The 19,632-nt window shown below is 64.0% G+C and carries 18 protein-coding genes and 1 pseudogene; 13 read left to right on the top strand and 6 right to left on the bottom strand.

The annotated features are described in order from the left end of the window. Positions 1–57: 57 nt before the first annotated feature. From NKI10_RS14530 to NKI10_RS14520, 3 genes are all read right to left on the bottom strand, one after another. Positions 58–1,491 (bottom strand): aldehyde dehydrogenase family protein, encoded by a 1,434-nt coding sequence (locus NKI10_RS14530; RefSeq protein WP_352860619.1) that lies wholly within the window; start codon positions 1,489–1,491, stop codon positions 58–60. 122 nt (positions 1,492–1,613) lie between these two features. Next, complete coding sequence (locus NKI10_RS14525; RefSeq protein ID WP_352860617.1) at positions 1,614–1,997, bottom strand: ACT domain-containing protein; 384 nt, start codon at positions 1,995–1,997, stop codon at positions 1,614–1,616. 23 nt (positions 1,998–2,020) lie between these two features. After that, positions 2,021–2,482 (bottom strand): GNAT family N-acetyltransferase, encoded by a 462-nt coding sequence (locus NKI10_RS14520; protein ID WP_352860615.1) that lies wholly within the window; start codon positions 2,480–2,482, stop codon positions 2,021–2,023. A 393-nt stretch (positions 2,483–2,875) separates the two neighbouring features. Here NKI10_RS14520 and NKI10_RS14515 point away from each other — a divergent pair, with 393 nt between their 5' ends. Continuing rightward, the gene (locus tag NKI10_RS14515) at positions 2,876–3,901 is read left to right on the top strand and encodes a YeiH family protein (protein WP_352860613.1); all 1,026 of its coding nucleotides are present in this window, start codon (positions 2,876–2,878) and stop codon (positions 3,899–3,901) included. On the opposite strand, the gene msrC is transcribed toward NKI10_RS14515, so the two are convergent. Further along, complete coding sequence (gene msrC, locus NKI10_RS14510) at positions 3,898–4,395, bottom strand: free L-methionine (R)-S-oxide reductase MsrC (protein ID WP_352860611.1); 498 nt, start codon at positions 4,393–4,395, stop codon at positions 3,898–3,900. The genes NKI10_RS14515 and msrC overlap by 4 nt on opposite strands. A 183-nt stretch (positions 4,396–4,578) precedes the next feature. On the opposite strand from msrC, the gene NKI10_RS14505 reads away from it, so the two are divergent. From NKI10_RS14505 to NKI10_RS14480, 6 genes and pseudogenes are all read left to right on the top strand, one after another. Further along, a complete protein-coding gene (locus NKI10_RS14505) occupies positions 4,579–5,475 on the top strand; it encodes a GlxA family transcriptional regulator (protein WP_352860795.1) in 897 nt (298 codons plus the stop codon). 325 nt (positions 5,476–5,800) lie between these two features. Next, positions 5,801–7,105: a M24 family metallopeptidase gene (locus tag NKI10_RS14500; protein ID WP_352860609.1), complete on the top strand. Its 1,305-nt coding sequence runs from the start codon at positions 5,801–5,803 to the stop codon at positions 7,103–7,105. 313 nt (positions 7,106–7,418) lie between these two features. Then, positions 7,419–8,096 (top strand): isochorismatase family protein, encoded by a 678-nt coding sequence (locus NKI10_RS14495; RefSeq protein ID WP_023824570.1) that lies wholly within the window; start codon positions 7,419–7,421, stop codon positions 8,094–8,096. A 3-nt stretch (positions 8,097–8,099) separates the two neighbouring features. After that, positions 8,100–9,086, top strand: a complete 987-nt coding sequence (locus NKI10_RS14490; protein WP_023713599.1) for an alpha/beta hydrolase — start codon at positions 8,100–8,102, stop codon at positions 9,084–9,086. A gap of 414 nt (positions 9,087–9,500) precedes the next feature. Then, positions 9,501–11,141, top strand: coding sequence for an ABC transporter substrate-binding protein (locus NKI10_RS14485; RefSeq protein ID WP_352860606.1), 1,641 nt, complete (start codon positions 9,501–9,503; stop codon positions 11,139–11,141). A gap of 123 nt (positions 11,142–11,264) precedes the next feature. Next, positions 11,265–11,497 (top strand): annotated as a pseudogene (locus NKI10_RS14480) (hypothetical protein); the annotation flags it as partial. Between the two features lie 67 nt (positions 11,498–11,564). On the opposite strand, the gene NKI10_RS14475 reads toward NKI10_RS14480, so the two are convergent. Together NKI10_RS14475 and NKI10_RS14470 are read right to left on the bottom strand one after the other, a co-directional pair. Further along, positions 11,565–12,443 (bottom strand): hypothetical protein, encoded by an 879-nt coding sequence (locus NKI10_RS14475; protein WP_023711599.1) that lies wholly within the window; start codon positions 12,441–12,443, stop codon positions 11,565–11,567. A gap of 63 nt (positions 12,444–12,506) precedes the next feature. Next, positions 12,507–13,394, bottom strand: a complete 888-nt coding sequence (locus NKI10_RS14470; protein WP_245264537.1) for a hypothetical protein — start codon at positions 13,392–13,394, stop codon at positions 12,507–12,509. 44 nt (positions 13,395–13,438) lie between these two features. Here NKI10_RS14470 and NKI10_RS14465 point away from each other — a divergent pair, with 44 nt between their 5' ends. Genes NKI10_RS14465 through NKI10_RS14440 form a run of 6 tightly spaced genes read left to right on the top strand, consistent with a single transcriptional unit; the run spans position 13,439 to position 19,395 of the window. Next, the gene (locus NKI10_RS14465) at positions 13,439–14,071 is read left to right on the top strand and encodes a DUF4129 domain-containing protein (RefSeq protein ID WP_023711601.1); all 633 of its coding nucleotides are present in this window, start codon (positions 13,439–13,441) and stop codon (positions 14,069–14,071) included. After that, complete coding sequence (locus NKI10_RS14460) at positions 14,068–15,276, top strand: DUF4350 domain-containing protein (protein WP_352710198.1); 1,209 nt, start codon at positions 14,068–14,070, stop codon at positions 15,274–15,276. The genes NKI10_RS14465 and NKI10_RS14460 overlap by 4 nt, the downstream gene beginning before the upstream one ends. Continuing rightward, positions 15,263–16,219, top strand: coding sequence for an AAA family ATPase (locus tag NKI10_RS14455; RefSeq protein ID WP_352860603.1), 957 nt, complete (start codon positions 15,263–15,265; stop codon positions 16,217–16,219). Before NKI10_RS14460 ends, NKI10_RS14455 begins: the two co-directional genes overlap by 14 nt. Then, complete coding sequence (locus NKI10_RS14450) at positions 16,216–17,526, top strand: DUF58 domain-containing protein (RefSeq protein WP_023711604.1); 1,311 nt, start codon at positions 16,216–16,218, stop codon at positions 17,524–17,526. Before NKI10_RS14455 ends, NKI10_RS14450 begins: the two co-directional genes overlap by 4 nt. Then, a complete protein-coding gene (locus tag NKI10_RS14445; RefSeq protein ID WP_352860601.1) occupies positions 17,523–18,542 on the top strand; it encodes a stage II sporulation protein M in 1,020 nt (339 codons plus the stop codon). The genes NKI10_RS14450 and NKI10_RS14445 overlap by 4 nt, the downstream gene beginning before the upstream one ends. Beyond that, complete coding sequence (locus NKI10_RS14440; RefSeq protein WP_352860599.1) at positions 18,529–19,395, top strand: RDD family protein; 867 nt, start codon at positions 18,529–18,531, stop codon at positions 19,393–19,395. Before NKI10_RS14445 ends, NKI10_RS14440 begins: the two co-directional genes overlap by 14 nt. Positions 19,396–19,632: the final 237 nt, after the last annotated feature.

The raw sequence follows: 19,632 nt of genomic DNA, 5'->3' as shown, positions 1-19,632 counted from the left end.
CACCTTTGAGAGCTGAAGCCTCGAGACCGGCTGGTTGCCGGTCCCCAAGGGCTAGCCCTACTCCGCCGCCTCGTAGCCGGCGATGCCCTTGATCTCGAGGAAATCCTCCAGCCCGTATTCGGCGTATTCGCGGCCGTTGCCGGATTGCTTGTAGCCGCCGAATGGCAGGCCGGCGTCCCATTGGGGATAGTTGATGTAGACGTTGCCGGTGCGCATTCGGGCGGCGACTTCGCGGGCCTTCTCGATATTCTTGGCCTGGATGTAGGACGCCAGCCCATAGACAGTGTCGTTGGCGGTGCCGATCGCCTCTTCCACGGTGTCGTAAGGCATGATCGCCAGCACCGGCCCGAAGATTTCCTCGCGCGCGATGCGCATATCTGATGTGACGTCGGCGAACACGGTGGGGCGGACATAGTAGCCGCGGTTGAGCTCGGCCGGACGCCCCGGTCCACCCGCGACCAGCGTGGCGCCTTCATCTATGCCGGCCTGGATCAGGTCCTGGATCTTGTCGAACTGGATCTGGCTGACCACCGGGCCGAGCTTGGTGCCGGCCGCATCGGCCGGGCCGACGGTCAATTTTTCGGCCGCCGTCTTGGCGTAGCCGGTCGCCTCGTCGTGGCGGTCGCGCGGCACGAACATGCGGGTCGGCGCGTTGCAGGACTGGCCTGAGTTGCTGAAGCAGCCGGCGACGCCCTTGCTGACGGCCTTTTCAAGATCGACATCGGGAAACAGGATGTTGGCCGACTTGCCGCCAAGCTCCTGATGCACGCGCTTGACCGTGTCGGCGGCCGCCTTGGCGACCAGGATGCCGGCGCGAGTCGAACCGGTGAACGACATCATGTCGACATCGGGATGGCTGGACAGCGCCTGGCCGACGCCCGGGCCGTCGCCATTGACGAGGTTGAAGACGCCCTTGGGAACGCCGGCCTCGTCGATGATTTCGGCAAAGATGATGGCGTCGAGCGGCGCGATTTCCGAGGGCTTCAGCACCATGGTGCAGCCGGCGGCGAGCGCGGGACCGACCTTGCAGGTGATCTGGTTCAGCGGCCAGTTCCACGGCGTGATCAGGCCGACGACCCCGATCGGCTCCTTGACGATCAGCGACGAGCCCTTGACGTGGCGAAATTCGAACGACTTCAGCACCTCGGCCATCTTCCGGAGATGTGCCAGGCCGATGCCGACCTGGCTGTCGAGTGCCATCTGGCGCGGCGCGCCCATCTCGCGCGATACGGCCAGCGCCAGATCGGCGCTGCGCTTCTTGTAGATCTCGATTATGCGGTTGAGGATATCCAGGCGCTCCTCGACCGAAGTAAAGCCGAATGTCTCGAAGGCGCGCTTGGCGGCGGCAACCGCCTTGTCGACATCGGCCTTTGAGCCGAGCGAAATCTGCGCGAAAGCATCTTCGTTTGACGGGTCGATGACGTCGAGTGTGCTGGGCACGACAGGATCGACCCACACGCCGTCGATATAGAACTGCAGATTGTGTGACACGGGCTTCTCCTCGGGGGATTTCTGAATTGATGGGGGGCGATCGCCAGATCGTCGTATCGGTTCAGGGATAACGATGGGGCAAGAGCGATGTCAAACGCAAGGGCGGGCGATTGAGCGGACGGCTACAGAAGCGTGTGCCCCGCCGCGACCAGAAGCCCCCTTGCCGCGGCTTCATCCTTGGCTTTGACGAGCAGATGGTCACCATCGAATGTGGATACCAGAAAAATGCCGAGTTCGTTTTCCGACAATGGTTTTATCACCGACAGCACGATGCCGGCTTCGTCGAAGGCAAAGGGACCTTGGAGTTTCAGGGCGACCCAGTCCCTGTCATGCTTCACCCCGTCCGGCACCCGATCCTGCAGGCAGACAACCGAAAGCTCGTCGTCGGTCCTGGTAATGCTGACGAAGCCCGGCCCGTCCGCCCAGCCGGGAATGCTGTCTTTTGCTTCGAGGCGCGAAACCGCATACCTCCCCGAGAGCGGCTTCAACCGGACCCTGACTACCATCCGATCCTCCCTGTTATCGGCCATCACCCCAGTTTCTTGCTCATATAGACCGTGATGCCGTTCATGAACGGCTCCTCCCGGTCGATCGTATAGCCATGCCGTTTGTACAACAACACATTGGCCATGAAGGCGCCATTGGTCAGCAGGCGCAGTTCGAAGCAGCTGGCCTCCAGCGCCTTCTGCTCCGCCCGTTCCAGCAACAGCCGGCCGATTCCCCTGCCCTGCGCCTGTGGCGCGACGCAGACATTCTCGATCCAGAGATGATCGTCGGCCGGCATGGTCTCGATCATGCCGACGATGCGGCCATTTTCGATGGCGAGATCGAACGGATGTTCGGCGACCGCCTTGTCATAGTCGGCGCGCATCGGCAGCGGCTCGCGGCCGATCAGAGGCACCCATTTGGCATAGGCGGCACGCACAATGTCCTTGATGGCGGCAGCGTCCGCCGGTTGGGCCGGCCGAAACAGGATGGAAGAATTGGACATGGCAAAGGCTCCAGACATGAAAACCCCGCCGGCACACGTCGCGGGCGGGGCTGGAACGAACGAACCGATTTAGTGTGCCGGTCTTTGTCGTCGCGCCTTGCCGCTCCGCACTGTGCAGAGGCGACGTCGCTGGGCGATGGCGAGCGAGAAAATGGACATGACGCCACGCTGGAGTGCAAGACGCAGAGCGTCAAGCTGCATAACCGAGCCAGTCATCATGTTTGCATGGCACAGGCAAGATTGAAGCATTGCCGACCGTTCGCAAAGATCGATCATTCCAATAAGAACAATTCGTTGGAAAGATCGATTCTGGAATGACATTCTCCTGAGGTACTTGCCTGGAGAATTGCATTGTCTGCCGCCGCCCAACTAGCGAACGATATTCCGATCAGCATGATTTCCGCCGTGGGCCGGAAGCGGCTCGATTCCATGTGGAATGGCGTCATCCCCGGGATCGTGCTGGTAGCGATGATCACGGCTGTGGCCTTCTCGGCCCATAATGTCTCCGGCTTCGCGCTGTTCAGCCCGATGATCCTCGCCGTCGGCGCCGGCATGATCTATTCCAACGTGCTCGGCACCCCCGCCCATGCCAAGGCCGGCATCGCCTTTTCGCAGAAGCGCCTGCTGCGCTTTGCCGTCGTGCTGCTCGGCTTCCAGCTGACGCTTGGCCAGGTCGTCTCCATCGGCGCCGGCGGCGTCGGCATCGTGGCAGCCACCCTTGGCGCCACCTTCGTCTTCACCATCACGCTTGGCCGGCTGCTCGGCGTCGACGCCAAGCTGGCGCAGCTGATTGCCGCCGGCACCTCGATCTGCGGCGCCTCGGCGATCGTCGCCACCAACATCGTCACCGATGCGCGCGACGAGGACGTCACTTATGCCGTCGCCTCGATCACGCTGTTCGGCACCGTCGCCATGCTCGGCCTTCCGCTGCTGGCGCCGGTGCTCGGCCTCGACCAGCATGCATTCGGCCTGTGGGCCGGCGCCTCGATCCACGAGGTGGCGCAGGTCATCGGCGCCGGCTTCCAGAACGGCGCCCAGTCCGGCGAGATCGCCACCGTCGCCAAGCTGACCCGCGTCGCCATGCTGGCGCCGATGGTCATCGCGCTCGGCCTGATGGCGCGCCGCAAGAGCAATGGCGATCGCCCAAGCGACCAATCCGGTGCGCGGCCGCCGATGCCGTGGTTCGTCGCCGCTTTCATCGCCGTCGTGGCGCTGAACAGCCTGGTTGCCGTGCCGGCCGAAGTGAAGTCGGCCATGGCGTTCGCCACCACCATCATGCTGACCATGGGGCTCGCCGCCATGGGTCTGCAGGCCAACATTTCGCAGCTGCGCTCGCGCGGCCTTCGCCCGCTGGCGCTCGCCTACTGCGCCTTCCTGTTCATCGGCTGCTTCAGCCTGATGCTGGTGAAGTTCGCTTAATCCTCGAACGAACTCGCCGCGACATAGATCGCGGCCAGCGCTTCGATGCCGGCCTGGTCGTCCTTGTCGAAGCGGCCGGGCGTCGGGCTGTCGAGGTCGATCAGGCCGAAGACGCCCTGATTGTCCCTGAGCAGCACGACCAGTTCGGAGCGCGAGGCGGCGTCGCAGGCGATGTGGCCGGCAAATTCATGCACATCCTTGACCAGCATCGACATTTCGAGATCGATCGCGGTGCCGCACACGCCCTTGCCGACGGCGATGCGCACGCAGGCCGGCTTGCCCTGGAACGGTCCGAGCACCAGTTCCTCGTCGGAGGCCAGGAAATAGAAGCCGGCCCAGTTGAGATCGGGCACCATCTGGAAGATCAGCGCCGATGTGTTGGCGGCGTTGGCGACGGAGTCGCTCTCGCCTTCCAGCAGCGCCTTCAACTGGGTGGCCAGTTCGCGGTAGAAGGCTGGCTTGTTGGTGCTGTCGATGGTCTGGGCCGCAAACATGGCGTCGTCTCCATTGCCGGCGGGCCAAAAAGCCCGCTACATTTCCTGTCTGCCACCAATGATGCTCCCGGGAAATACACAATTGTGAATACCGACCGTGCCAGCCAAACACACGACCGGGCGCAACCCGCAGCAAGCGAAGGTCCCCTCACCTTCGCCGTGCTGGTCTTTCCCGGCTTTCCGATGATGGCGTTCAGTTCGGTGATCGAGCCGCTGCGCGCCGCCAATGTGCTGGCCAAACGCGATTGTTACCGCTGGGTGATCGTCGGCGCCGACCAGGGAACGGTCGAGGCGTCCAACGGGGTTGTCATACAACCGGGATTCTCAGCCTCCAGCGCACCGAAGGTCGACCGCATCGTCGTCTGCTCCGGCGGCAATGCGGACTTGCTTGTCGCGGACGATGCGGTTGCCTGGATCCGCAGGAGCCTGCGCGCCGGCGCCCATATCGGCGCGGTGGCCGACGCCGCCTTCTTCCTCGCCAGGGCCGGCCTGCTCGACGGCCATGCCTGCACCTTGCACTGGACCAGCCAGGCCGCCTTCACCGAGGCGTTCCCGGATATCGAGCTTCGGCGCGATCTCTACGTCATCGACCGCAAGCGCTTCACCTCGGCCGGTGGCGTCGGCAGCCTCGACATGATGCTGGAGATCATCACCAACGATTATGGCGGCGAGCTCGCGGCGGGCGTTGCCGAATGGTTCGTGCACAGCCCCTTGCGTTCGAGCGTCGACCGCAAGCTGATGCCGCTCAGGCTGCGCACCGGCGTCCAGAACGAACTGGTGCTGTCGGCCATCGCCATCATGGAGGATGCGGTGGAAGAGCGGCTCGGCATGACGGAGCTGGCGGCAAGGCTCGGTGTCTCCTCCGACAAGTTGGAGCGCAATTTCCGCGCCCAGCTCAGCATTTCGCCCAATGCATATTACCGGCGGCTCCGGCTGCGGCGCGCCGCCGACCTGTTGGCCCATTCGACGCTGATGGTGCGAGACGTGGCGCTGGCCTGCGGCTTCGCGTCCATGTCAAGTTTTGCCCGAGCGTTTCGCGAGGAGCATGGGCACGCGCCGAAGGCGATGCGGCGGCATTAGAGGGCGCTGCGCGCTAACGCGGTGAGATGCTGGCGGGACAGCGCCCCCCTCTGTCCTGCCGGACATCTCCCCCACACGGGGGGAGATCAGATGTCGCCTCGGCTTTCGCCAATCACCAACGTTGCAGGGCGAGCGGGACGCGAAAGCTGCTAATCTCCCTCCTTGTGGGGAGATGTCCGGCAGGACAGAGGGGGGGCGCGAAGGATCGCAACATTGCCCTTTGTATCCATGCCCTTCTTGCGGCATTTCGCACGACATCTGCGGATTCTCGCACAGACATTTTTCGGCGCATGGCTATGGTCTAGCCCTTCAGGAGGCGCACCCAATGAGCATCGTCGTTTTCGATCCCGACAGCACCGAAGACGTGGATTTCAAGGACCGCATGCGCCACCCGGTCGCGGCTGACTCCGCCGGCGGCATGTGGCTGTCGGACACCGAGCCGTCCTTCATCGATGCCGACGCCTTGCGCAAGGGGCGGCTGGCGAAACTGCGCGGCTGGATGCGCGAGGCGGGCTATGGCGGCGTCGTTTTGTTCGACCCCTACAACCAGCGCTACGCCACCGGCTCGCGCAACATGTTCGGCTATTTCCTGCGCAACTCGACGCGGTATTTCTTCATCCCCACCGACGGGCCGATCGTGCTGTTCGAGTACCCGCAGAGCTACCATGTCTCGATGGTGCTCGACACGATCGACGAGGCGCGGTCGTCCAAGCTGGTGTGGTCTTCGGTGTCGGGCCGTGACGACGAGACCGCCGGTCCCTTCGCCGACGAGATCGCCGAGCTTTTGAAGAAGCACGGCGGCGGCTCGATGAAGCTCGGGCTCGACCGCTGCAGCCATTTGCAGGCGCTGGCGCTGGAAAAGCGCAGCTGCGAGGTCAAGGATTGCCAGGGCGAGATTTTGGCGGTGCGCGCGGTCAAGACGCCTGAGGAGGTCAAATGCCTGCAGGTGTCGATGGCCGGCGCGGAAGCCGCTGTTTATGCGGTGCGCGAGGCGATAAAACCCGGCGTCTCCGAAAATGAGCTGTTCGCCATCATGTATGGCGAGGTGATCCGCCAGGGCGGCGAGTTCATCGAGACGCGGCTCCTCACCTCGGGACAGCGCACCAATCCGTGGTTCAACGAGGCCAGCGGCCGCAAGATCCGGCCGGGCGAGCTTCTGGCGCTCGATACCGATACGATCGGCTGCTATGGCTATTATTCCGATTTTTCGCGCACCTTCCGCTGCGGGCCGGGCAAGCCGACCGGCTATCAGAAATCGCTCTACCGCATGGCGCACGACCAGGTTCAGCACAACATTTCGATTGTCAAACCTGGCATGGCGTTTCGCGAGATCGCCGAAAGAGCGTGGAAAATCCCGGACCGTTTCGTCGACCAGCGCTATACCTCGGTGATGCATGGCGTCGGCATGCATGGCGAGACGCCGTTCATCGCGCATGCCATGGACTATGAGACCTATGGCCGCGACGGTGTTGTCGTGCCCGGCATGGTGGTGAGCGTGGAAAGCTATATCGGCGAGAAAGGTGGCCGCGAGGGCGTCAAGCTGGAGGACGAAATCCTGATCACCGACACCGGCACCGAGCTTCTGTCGCGCTTTCCCTACGAGGATGAGTTTCTGGAGAAACAGGTTTGATGGTCGTTTCGCATCCCTTGGCAACCAGCGCGAACGCCAATCCCGTCGTCATCCTAGGGCGAAGCAAGGAGCGCAGCGACGCGGCGCAGACCCTAGGATCCATGCCGGGACTCATCCGCGCCGCAACGGTGCAAGTTCTGCTCCGCCGCACCCCACGGCCAACCTCACGGAATGGATCCTCGGGTCTTCGCGACGGAGCTTCGCTCCTGCTTCGCCCGTGGATGACGAAGGTGGGGAGGCACCCGCTAATCGCCACCGTTTGCGTCGACACGACCCGAGCGGCGTTGGCGACGACAGGCATAGGCCCATCCGCATGAAAAGCCCCATCTCGATCAAACGCGGCGCGGTCGCCGCGGCGTTCATCGACCTCCAGGAAGAGCATCGGCAGGACAAGCGCTATCTGGTCGAAGGTTATGGCGAGGTGCTGGCCAACGTCCAGCGCCTGCAGGCGGCGGCGCGGCGCAACTTCGTGCCGCTTTGCCACTGGGCCTATATCGTCGATGCCGCCAAGGCGCATCCCTTCCATCCGCTCGACGCCGACGGCAAGTCCGCCTTTTCCGACAAGAGCGATCCTCTGACGGAAATCTGCCCGGAAGTGGCGCCCGCGGCCGGCGAGACGATGCTGGTCAAGACGCAGGCCAGCGCCTTCGGCGCCGGGCCTGCCGCAACCGAACTCAAGGCGCGCGGCATCGAATGGCTGATCGTCGCCGGCGTCTGGACCGAGGCCTGCATCGACGCCACCGTGAAGGACGCGGTGGCATCCGGCTTTCGCGTGCTTCTGGTCAAGGATGCCTGCGGCAGCGGCAGTGCCGCCATGCACCAGACCGCCATCCTCAACCTTGCCAACCGGCTCTATGGCGGCGCCGTCACCAACACGATAGACGCGTGCCGGCTGATGGCGGGCGACACCATCGATGCATGGCAGGTCGAAGGCTCGGTACCGCTGCGCTTCACCTTTGAAAACGCCGAACGGCTCTACGGCGAGCTCTGAGAGATGGGCACGGTCCACAAGCTCAAGACCGCCAGGCGGGGGAAATACGCCACCCTGCTCGATCCGGCGCTGTGGGAGTATATCGACCTGGTCAATGACTGGTTCCCGCCAGAAATCGCCGAACTTCCGATCGCCGAGCAAAGGTCGGTCTATGATGCGATGTGCCGCGCCTTCCATCAGGGTTATCCCAAAGGGGTTTCGGCCAGCGGCGGCATCATCGCCGCCGATGCAGGGCACGCCATCCCGATCCGCTACTATCGGATGGCGGGCAAGCCCGTGCGCGCCGTCATCGTCTACTATCATGGCGGCGGCTTTGTGCTTGGCGGGCTCGACAGCCATGACGACATCTGCGCCGAGATCTGCGCCGGCACCGGTTTCGACGTTGTCTCGGCCGACTACCGGTTGGCGCCGGAACATCCCCACCCGGCCGCCTTCGACGACGCGCTGACCGTGTTCGAATGGGCGGCGGTGACAACGGACCTGCCGATCGTGCTCGTCGGCGAAAGCGCCGGCGGCAACCTTGCCGCCGCGGTCGCGCACGCGTCTCGCCGCCACCTGCGCCGGGCGGCCGGCCAGGTGCTGATCTATCCCGGCCTCGGCGGCGACGAGAGTGCCGGCTCCTATGTCGAACATGCCGAGGCACCGTTGCTGACGCTGCGCGACATCGCGTTCTACCGCACCATTCGCGCTGCCCCGGCACAGTCGCCCGACGACCCGACTTTTTCTCCGCTGAAAGACAACGACTTCTCCGGCCTGCCGCCGACTGTCATCATCACTGCCCAGTGCGATCCGCTGTCGTCGGACGGCGAGACCTATCGCGACCGCGTCGTTGCCGCCGGCGGCCGCGCCTGGTGGTATGAGGAGCCGCGGCTGGTGCACAGTTTTCTGCGCGCCCGCAAAAGTGTTCCGCGCGCCGGCGAGGCGTTCGTGTGCACGCTTGCAGCCATCGCCGCCGTCGCCGTGCTCGGCAAGAACGACTGGCCATATTGAGGCGGCGAAGCGCTGATCTCCCCCTCATGGGGGTTGAGGAGTGGTCCGCGTAGCGGATGGAAAGCCAATTGCTTGGCTTTCCGAACGACGAAAGCCGGCAGGCCAGAGGGGGGCGCGAAGGATCGCGGCCCTTCAGTATCCTAAATCAACGCAACGATTATCTGTGAAGATACTCCAGTCGGCAGACGGGATGGCGGGACAGCGCCCCCCTCTGTCCTGCCGGACATCTCCCCCACAAGGGGGGAGATTGGCCGTCTACCTCTGCGGAGTGGCGCACAAGAATTGCGGAAATGAGAACATTTCCCGGGATCGGCCCGCTTTATCATCACCTGCTCAGGCAACGGCGCCCGATGATCGCATCCGCCCCCCAGCGGAGGCGGACCGTCGGGGCGCCCGACAAAAGAGGGAACAACGATGAAATTCATGCTGACCGACCGCAATTTGCACCCGCAGGCGAAGCCCGTTGCCGATGATTTCAGGAAAGGCGGCGTCAACCGGCGCGAATATCTCGCCATCATGGCCGGCTTCGGCGTCAGCGCCGCCGGCGCGCTGGCGCTGGGCGGCCTTTCCCCTTCGCCTGCCCGGGCCGAAGAGCCGAAACGCGGCGGCACCTTGCGCGTCGCCATGAACGTCAAGGGCTTCAAGGATCCACGTACTTTCGACGGCGTCGAAATGTCCAATGTAGCGCGCCATTGCAACGAATATTTGGTGCGCTGGAACCGCGACTTCACCTTCGAGCCGTGGCTGCTCGAAAGCTGGGAAACCAGCGACGACGCCAAGACGCTGACGCTTCATGTGCGCAAGGGCATCGCCTGGTCGAATGGCGACGCCTTCAACGCCGATGACGTCATCCACAATCTCAGCCGCTGGTGCGATGCTTCCGTCGCCGGCAATTCGGTCGCCGCACGCATGGGCGCGCTGGTCAATGCCGACACCAAGAAGCCGGTCGATGGCGGCATCCAGAAGGTCGACGACTTCACCGTAAAGCTCAATCTGCCGAAACCCGACATTTCGCTGATCGCCGGCATGGCCGACTATCCCGCGCTGATCATGCACCGCTCCTATGAGGGCGGCGACGACCCGATGAAGGCGCTGGCGATCACCACCGGCCCCTGCGAACTCGTCAGCTGGAAAGCCGAGACCAGTGCGGAGGTGAAGCGCAAGGACAAGCCCTGGTGGAAGGGCGACTTCTACCTCGACGGCATCAAATGGGTCGATTACGGCTCCGACCCCAACGCCATGCTGTCGGCGTTCGAATCCGGCGAAATCGACACCGACCACGAGACCGCGTCCGACGCCGTGTCGCAGACCGAGCAAATGGGCTTGTTGAATTCCGAGATCGCCACCGGCTCGACTATCGTTGCCCGCTTCAATGTCGGCAACGCGCCCTATGACGACGTCAAGGTGCGCCGCGCCGCCCAGCTTGCGGTCGACAATTCGGCCGTGCTGGCGCTCGGCCTCGGCGGCCGCGGGAAGCCTGCCGACAATCACCATGTCGGCCCGATGCACCCGGAATTTGCCGATATCGGCCCGGCCAAGCGCGACACGGAACAGGCCAAGAAATTACTCGCCGAGGCCGGCAAGACGGACCACGAATTCGAGCTGATCTCGGTCGACGTCGAATGGCAAAAGAGCACCGGCGATGCGATCGCCGCGCAGATGCGTGAGGCCGGCCTGAAGATCAAGCGAACCGTGCTGCCCGCCGCGACCTTCTGGAACGACTGGAGCAAATACCCCTTCTCCACAACCGAATGGCTGGGCCGCCCGCTCGGCGTCCAGGTGTTGGCGCTCGCCTACAAATCGGGCGCCGCCTGGAACGAAAGCGCCTATGCCGACAAGGAATTCGACACGCTTCTCGACAAGGCGCTGGCAACGCCGGACGCCGCCCAGCGCAAGGAGATCATGGCCAGGGTCGAGCAGAATCTGCGCGATGCCGGCATCATCATCCAGCCCTACTGGCGCTCGGTCTACCGCACCTATCGCAAAGGCGTGCAGGGCTGCGAACAGCACCAGTCGCTGGAGCAGCATTTTGAGAAGGTGTGGCTGGAGGGGTGATCCTTTCCAGAACGAAAACGGCTGGGGGTTCGGAGGACCACGCCAGCCGAATGCCATTTGCCATGCGCAAGAATTTTGGCACAGATTGCGCCTGACCGACTCTCGGCTCAGAGCGAATCAGGCATGGATCATTTCGACCTCGGCACCTATCGCCACCCCATTCCACCACCTCGGCCGAGACGCAGCGCTGGTTCGATATCGGGCTGAACTGGTGCTACGGCTTCAACCATGAGGAAGGCATAAAGTGCTTCGAGAAGGCGCTGGAGACAGATCCTGATTGCGCCTTCGTGCATTGGGGCATCGCCTATGCCGCCGGGCCTTTTTATAACCTCACCTGGAAGGAGCACGGACGAGCGTGCAGGCGAAACACGCTTGTTGTCACTGAGATCCCGCCGTCCGACCAGCCGAGTCAGCTTTCGCCTCCTACGAGAAAATCTCCGCCAGTTCGTCGACGCTGGTGCCTTCCTTGACCTGGCGCAGTTCGACATAGGTGACGGCAATGGTCACCGACAGCATCGTCGAAAAGATCGTCGACACCAGAGTGCTGCCGAGCGCTCCGACCAGGACACCGACGCCGGTAATGCCGCCGGTGGTGGCGACCGCCAGTCCGAAAAACAAAGTGAACACCGCCTGGATGAGCATCGCCGCCACGCCAATGATCAGCAGCAGCCAGAATATCGACCAGCGGCTGCCCTTGGTCAGGGCACGGCTACGCGATATCGAGCCGAATACGCCAAGCCGCTCCTGAACCGCAATGGGCACGGAAACCGACACGGAAATCAGCCACATAAAAGCTGGGATCAACGCCAGGGCAAGCCCGATCAGCCAGCCGATAGGGGGGATGACCCAGGCGATGAAAACCATCACAAAAACAGCCACCACCACAGTGACAATGACCAGAATGCCTATGCCCAGCGTGGGCAAGAAGCTGCGCAATGCTATCTGGATGCAGTCGCCGATGACCGGCCGCTTGCCGTTCAAATCCTCGATCGCCGCCCTGACAAGCGCCGCTTGCACCAACAAGGCCAGCACGAAAATGATCAAGGAAGCGATTATCGACAAGGCCGAGTAGTCTCCCATGGCCGACGTTTCGAAAGCGGCGGCGTTCCCGGCGCTGTCGACGTTCACAGATGTAGCCGCCCGGGACAGGTTCCAGAGGTTGTACAGCAGTGCGGGCAGTGTCGAGAAAAGTCCGACAACCACAGCAAGGAAACCCAGATTGCGGCCAATAACCGCGAAGCTGTTGCTGAAGACCCTGCCGATGCGGAATTTTTCCGGTCGGTCCTGCGCCAGTGACGTCACGATGCCTCCTGCCCTGGCACCCGCCTTGACCTGACCGGGTCAAGGCGGTGCAAACCCGTCGGCTTACGAGAAAATCTCGGCCAGTTCGTCGATGCTGGTGCCTTCCCTGACCTGGCGCAGCTCGACATAGCTGACGGCGGCGGCGACCGACAGCAACATCGACATCACGCTCTGCACCAGTGCCGCCACGACAGTAGCGACAATGTCGTGAAACAGGTAGACAAACACGCCCACCGCGCCCTGGATGACCATGCCGATGATGATCAGGACAAGGAACAAGCCGAAGAGCGACCAGCGGCTGCCCTTGGTCAGGGCGCGGCTGCGCGACATCGAGCCGAACACGCCGAGCCGCTCCTGGATCTGAACCGGTATCGCAACCGACCAGCCCAGCCACAAGATGATGCCGGGCACCAGCAACGCAAGCGCGGCTAGGCCTGCGCCCAGGCCGACGAGCAGGCCGATCGCCAATGTCGGCAGAAAATATCGGATGGCTATCTGCAGGCAATCGCCCAAGGTCGGCCGCTTGCCGTTCAAATCCTCGATTGTGGCTCGCACGAGCGCCGACTGCAGCACCAATACGAAAAGGGAGGCAATGAAACTGGCCGGGAGCGTCACCCAAATGTTGCTAAACACCAGGGCGGGGTCGGCCGCAGCGCCGGGATTGGCCGTTAGGAGCGCCTGCATGCGCGATTCGGTCCATAGCCGAAGAATAACTGCCGGCACCCCCGCAAACAGCACCGAAAGCCCCACGAAAAGTACGACGTTGCGGCCGATGACGGAGAAGCTGTTGTTGAAGACCCTGCCGATCTGAAATTTCTCAGGCCGTGCAAATGTTGCCGAAGTCATGATGCGCCCCCTGTTCCACCGCCGAATATTGTCCGGCAGCCGCAGTAGTAAATTTGCCAAGATTAACGACTGGCGTCTAGCCCACTTGCAAAAGTTACGCTGCATTGCCAGTGTCGGCTCGGGGACCGCAGGTTCATGGGGGCGAGAAGGTGACTGCTGCACAGCCGGACGCTGCGCAAGCCGAATGGCTGGCCAAACTGCACAAGCAGTTGCTGTCGGACGATTCGATCCAGTTCGACCTGCCGGCCTTCAGGCCGCCGGAGACGCCGGAGTGGCTGAAGCCGCTGGGCGAGTTCCTCAAGTGGCTCGGCCCCTATATGATCTACCTGTTCTGGGGAGCGGTGATCACAGGTGCCGCCATCATCCTCATGCTGATTTTCCTTGAGGTGAAAGGCGTCGCCTGGCGCCTGCCCTGGTGGCGCAAAAAGAGCGTGACCGAGGCGGAAGCGACATGGCACCCCGACGTTGGCGCCGCGCAGGTCCTGCTGTCGGAAGCCGATGCGCTCGCCGCCCGGGGCGAGTATGACGAGGCGGTGCATCTCCTGCTGCGCCGCAGCGTTGCCGACATTGCCGGCCGCCTGCCCGACTTCCTGCGCCCGTCGCTGACCGCGCGCGATATCGCGGGAGCGGCGTCGCTGCCAACGCGGGCGCGTGGCGCCTTTACCCAGATCGCGCGCATCGTCGAGGCCGCTCTGTTCGCGCGCCGGCCGGTCGGGCCCGAGGGCTGGCAGGAGGCGCGCAGCGCCTATGAGCGATTCGTCTTCAGGGATGCCTGGACGTGAGCGACGCGACAGCCGACATCGCCCAGCAGGAACCGTTCAGCCGAAGGACGCTGTTCTGGGGCATTTTCGCCAGCCTGCTCGCGGCAGCGGGCTTCTTCCTTTTGTCCACCTATGCGCCCGACTTTCGCCAGCCGAGCGTCGGTGGCGCAACCCCACTGTCGAAGAGCGGCATCGGCTATGCCGGCTTGGCGGAATGGCTGAAGCTGACCGGCGAGCCGCCGGATATGGCGCGGTCCGACAGCGATCTTGAGATCGACACGGCGCTGCTGATCGTCACCATTTCGCCTGACAGCAACCCAGATGCGCTCGCCAACATCATCAAGCTTCGCAAGGGCATGCATACGCTGTTCGTGCTGCCCAAATGGGCGACCTTGCCGCTGTTCCAGCACGAGGGCTGGGAGATGAAGATCCAGCGACTGCCGGATGTGGTGGTCAACGACTGGCTCGGCCGCATCGCCAAGGCCAAGCTCGGCGAAGGTGAGACCACGGTCAAGCAACTCGACGTCTCAGGGCAAATGGTCAGCGTTCCCGACCAGTTGCAATGGGTGGCCGACGAACACCCGCTGATTGCCGCCGGCAACGGCAAGGCCGTGCTGACCGAGGTCGAAGACGAGCGGTTCTACATTCTGACGGACCCCGATCTCATCAACAACGCTGGCTTGAAAGATCCCGACAAGGCGGCGGCGGCGCTCAAGCTGATCGAGCTCCTCCAGCCCGAAGAGGGTGCCGTCATGTTCGACCTGACGCTGCATGGCGTCGGGCGAAAATACGATCTCGCCAAGCTTCTGGTTGAACCGCCTTTCCTGGCGCTGACGCTGACCATCCTGGCGGCCGCGGCACTTGCCTTCCTGCATGGCCTTGGCCGGTTCGGGCCGCCACGGGCCGATCAGCGCGCCATCGCCTTCGGCAAACGCGCGCTGGTCGACACCACGGCGATGCTGTTGCGCCGCGCCGGCCGGCTGGAGGAACTGGGCGACCGCTATGGAGCACTGGCACGCGTGCGCGCCGGCGCGCTGCTCGGCGCGCCGCACGGTTTGCAGGGCGAAGCGCTCGACCGCTGGCTCGATTCCCGCGACAAGGACGAAGCCGGCGGTTTCACGACCCGCCTGCAAGCTGCGAACGCGGCAAAGACCCTGACACAAATGCATGATGCAGCCGAAAAGCTGCACGACTGGACGGCAAGGAGGCTCGGTGAACGTCGATGATGTGAAGGCCCTGGCGACACAGATCAGGGAAGAGGTGGCCAAGGCCATCACCGGGCAACACGATACGGTCGATCTGATGCTCACGGCATTGTTCGCCGGCGGGCATATATTGCTCGAAGGACCACCGGGAACGGCCAAGACGATGACGGCGCGCTGCTTTGCCCAGGCGCTGGGCGTCGCCTATGGCCGCATCCAGTTCACACCCGACCTGATGCCCGGCGATATCGTCGGTTCCAACATCTACAATTTCCAGACCGGGCAATTCACGCTGACGCGCGGCCCGATCTTCTGCGACCTTTTGCTCGCCGACGAGATCAACCGCACGCCGCCCAAGACCCAGGCTGCCCTTTTGGAGGCGATGCAGGAGCATGCCGTCACCTTCGACGGCACCACTCATGCGCTCGGCCCGAACTTCATGGTGGTGGCGACGCAGAACCCTATCGAACATCAGGGCGTCTATCCTCTGCCCGAAGCCCAGCTCGACCGTTTCCTGTTCAAGCACCGGGTGAGCTACCCCGGCGCGCAAGAGGAAAAGGCGATCATCATCCACCATGGCGGCGGCACCGCCTCGCACGATATCAAGCAATACGGCATCACCGCCCAGGCCGACTGCAAGACGCTGGAAAAGGCGTTGGCGACCGTCGGCGGGGTCACGCTTGTCGACGACGTCGTGGACTATATCGCAAGGCTGGTGCGGGCCACGCGCGCCAGCCCCGATCTGGAAGTCGGCGCCAGCCCGCGTGCGGGCGCCATGCTGGCGAGAGCCGCACGCGCCCGGGCAGCGCTCGACGGGCGCGCCTATGTCATCCCCGACGACGTCAAGGCGCTTGCCGTGCCGGCGCTGCGCCATCGCGTTATCCTGTCGCCGGCGGCGCAGATCGACGGCCGCCTGGTCGAACAGATCGTGACCGACCTTGTAGACCAGACGGAAGCGCCACGTTGATTTATCCGAGCGGCCGGGCAGTCTGGGCAGGTGCGGCCGGTGCAATACCGGCCTTCCTGATCGCGCTCGCGCTGCCGTCGCTGTGGTATCTCGGCCTGTTGTGGATCTGCGCGCTGCTTGCTTTCCTGGCCGTGGACGCGGCCGCCGGGCGCGGACGGGCTTCTCTGAACGCCAGCATCCACGCCCCGCCGCAGGTCAGCGTCGGCGGCCAGCTCACCGTCAATGTCACCGCCAGGCTCGGCGGACGGCCGCGCGCCGTGCAGGCGCGTCTTGGCCATGACGAGCGGCTGCAACCGCTGGGCGGCACCGGCGGCGCATCGACCGCCGAGGCCGGCAGCGCATCGCTCGATCTCAGATTTCAGGCGCTGCGGCGCGGCATTGCCAGGTTCGATCGCCTGTGGGTGCGCTGGCGCGGGCCGTTCGGGCTGGTCTGGAACCAGGTGGTTCTGCCGATGGACGGCAAGGTGGCGGTGCTGCCCAACGTCAGCAGCGCCCGCGACGAGGCGATCACGCTTCTGCAGCGCCAGGCGCTGCCCGACGGACATGCGCAGCGCCGCGCCGGCCAGGGCCGCGAATTCGAGGCGCTCAAGGACTACCAGCCCGGCATGGGCCGGCGCATGATCGACTGGAAGCGCAGCGCCCGCCACGGCAGGCTTCTGGCGCGCGAATTCCGTATTGAGGAGAACAACAACATCGTGCTGGCCATCGATAGCGGCCGGCTGATGTGCGAGCCCGTCGACGGCGTGCCGAAGGTCGACCGCGCGGTCACCGCCGCCTTGCTGTCGGCGTTCATTGCGCTGAAGGGCGGCGACATGGTCTCCCTGTTCGGCTTCGATGCGCGGCCGCGCGTCTCCAGCGGCGCCGTGCGCGGCTCCGCCAGCTTCGCCATGATCCAGAAGCGGGCGGCGGAGATCGACTATTCCACCGAAGAGACCAATTTCACCCTGGCGCTGACGACCCTTGCAGCAAAGCTCGACCGGCGTTCGCTGGTGATCATCTTCACCGACTTCGTCGATCCGATCAGCGCCGAACTGATGCTGCGCACCGTCGGTCGGCTCACCGAACGGCATCTGGTGCTGTTCATGATGATGAAGGATGTCGAACTGGAGACACTGGCCGACATGCCGCCGGACGCACCGGAGGATGTGGCGCGCTCGGTCGTCGCCGGCGGGCTGCTGCGCGAAAGGCAGGTCGTCATCGGCAGGCTCAGGCTGCTCGGCGCGCATGTCATCGAAGCCGACCATCAGAGGCTCGGACCGGCGCTGGTCGAGCGCTATCTCGAGCTAAAGCGGGAGGATCTGTTGTGAACGCGCTGGTCGGCAAGGATGCGGTGCGCCAGTCGCTGGCGAGCTTCCGTTCGGAGCGCGAGGCCGACTGGAAGGCGTTCGAGGCGCTGCTTGCCCGGGTCGAGAAACGTGCGCCGCGCACGCTGTCGGAAGACGAGCTTTTGTCGCTGCCGCTGCTCTACCGCTCGGCGCTGTCCTCGCTTTCGGTGGCGCGGGCGACGTCGCTCGACAATGCGCTGGTCAGCTATCTCGAAGCGCTGTGCCTGCGCGGCTACTTCTACCTCTATGGCGCACGTCGCGGCTTGCGGCAGCGCATCGGCGACTTCTTCCTGCATGACTGGCCGCATGCCATTCGCGATTTGTGGCGCGAGACCTTGCTGTCGGTCGTCCTGACCTTTGTCGGCGCCGGCGCCGGCTACTGGCTGGTGGCGAAGGACAAGGGCTGGTTCGACGCCATCATTCCGCCGAGCCTGGCCGGCGGGCGCAACCCGGATGCCTCGGCCGAAGTCCTGCGACAGGTGCTTTATGACGGCGCCGACAGCAATTTCCTGTCGGGCTTCGCCGCCTATCTGTTCACGCACAATGTCCAGGTGGCGATCCTGGCCTTCGCGCTGGGCTTTGCCTTCGCGGTGCCTAGCGTGCTCTTGATCCTGATGAATGGCTGCCTGCTTGGCGCGATGTTCCAGATCTACGTCGCCAAGGGGCTCGGGCTGGAGCTGGGCGGCTGGCTGTCCATCCACGGCACCACCGAGATGTTCGCGATCGCCTTGGCGGGCGCCGCCGGCATGCGCATCGGCACGCGCATCGCCTTCCCCGGCGAACTGACGCGGATGACGGCGGCAGCCGATGCCGGGCGCGTGGCCGCAACCACCATGGTCGGGGTGACGATCATGCTTTTGTTTGCCGGCCTGCTCGAAGGCATCGGCAGGCAGGTGATCACCAGCGACGTGACACGCTACGCCATTGGCGGCGTCATGCTGACGCTGTGGCTTTGCTATTTCTATGTGTTCAGGGTGGTGCGGCATGGCAACCGCTAGGCGTGCTGCCGTCTCGACAATACGGCCGCTGGTCACGCCGGAAGGCGTCGATCTCCGGATCAAGCTCGCCGATGCCGGCACCCGCGCCGCCGCCTTCCTGCTCGACTTTGTCATCATCATCGTCACGGCGATCGTGATCTCGATCGTTGCACTGTTCGGGCTGGCCGGCCTCAAAGGCGAAGGCGCGCAGCCGCTGTTCATCGTCTGGATCATCCTGATCTTCTTCCTGCGCAACGCATATTTCATCGTCTTCGAAGCCGGCCGCCGCGCCGCCACACCCGGCAAACGGATGCTCGGCATCCGGGTGGCATCGCGCAGCGGCGCCGGCCTGTCGATCGATCAGGTCATTGCCCGCAACCTGATGCGCGAGATCGAGATCTTCCTGCCGCTGTCGATCATCCTAGGCCGCAGCCAGATGGGGCTCGCCGACACGCTGTCGACGATCTTCGGGCTGGTGTGGACGCTGCTGTTTGCGCTCTTCCCGCTGTTCAACCGCGACCGCATGCGCATCGGCGACCTGTTGGCCGGAACCTGGGTGGTGGAGGCGCCCAAGCTGGCGCTGGTCGAAGACCTGTCGCGACGCCAGGATACCACCACCCGCGCCTTCCGCTTCACCCAGGCGCAGCTCGATGCCTATGGCATCGCCGAACTGCACAAGCTGGAAGAGGTGCTCCGCCGCGACGACTATTTCGCGCTGAAAGCCGTGGCCGAGACGATCGGGCGCAAGATCGGCATGACGATCGAGCCGGTCGATTCCAGGGCCTTCCTCACCGCCTATTATGGCGAGCTGCGGGCACAGCTTGAGCGCAAGCTTTTGCTGGGGACGCGTAAGGCGGATAAGTACCAGCGGTAGAAAGAGGGACCCACCGCTGCGATGGTGACTCCAACCGTCGGCGCCGCCCCTCATGCCCTGCCGGGCATTTCTCCCCGTATAGTGACGGGGAGAAAGAGGCTGTTACGAGGATTTCGCCAGCTCGTCAGAATGAGCGCCAAGGTTGCGGTCAGTGTCCAGCCGATAGATGGGTAACACTTTGAACCGGATACATAGGTGACACTTCTCTCCCCCTATGCGTCCGCCGCAGCGCCAAGC

It is taken from the genome of Mesorhizobium sp. M0802, assembly GCF_040320115.1.
In the GTDB taxonomy this organism is placed as follows: Bacteria; Pseudomonadota; Alphaproteobacteria; order Rhizobiales; family Rhizobiaceae; genus Mesorhizobium.
Note: the sequence above shows the minus strand (reverse complement) of the source record. Positions and strands in the feature narration are given on the sequence as shown.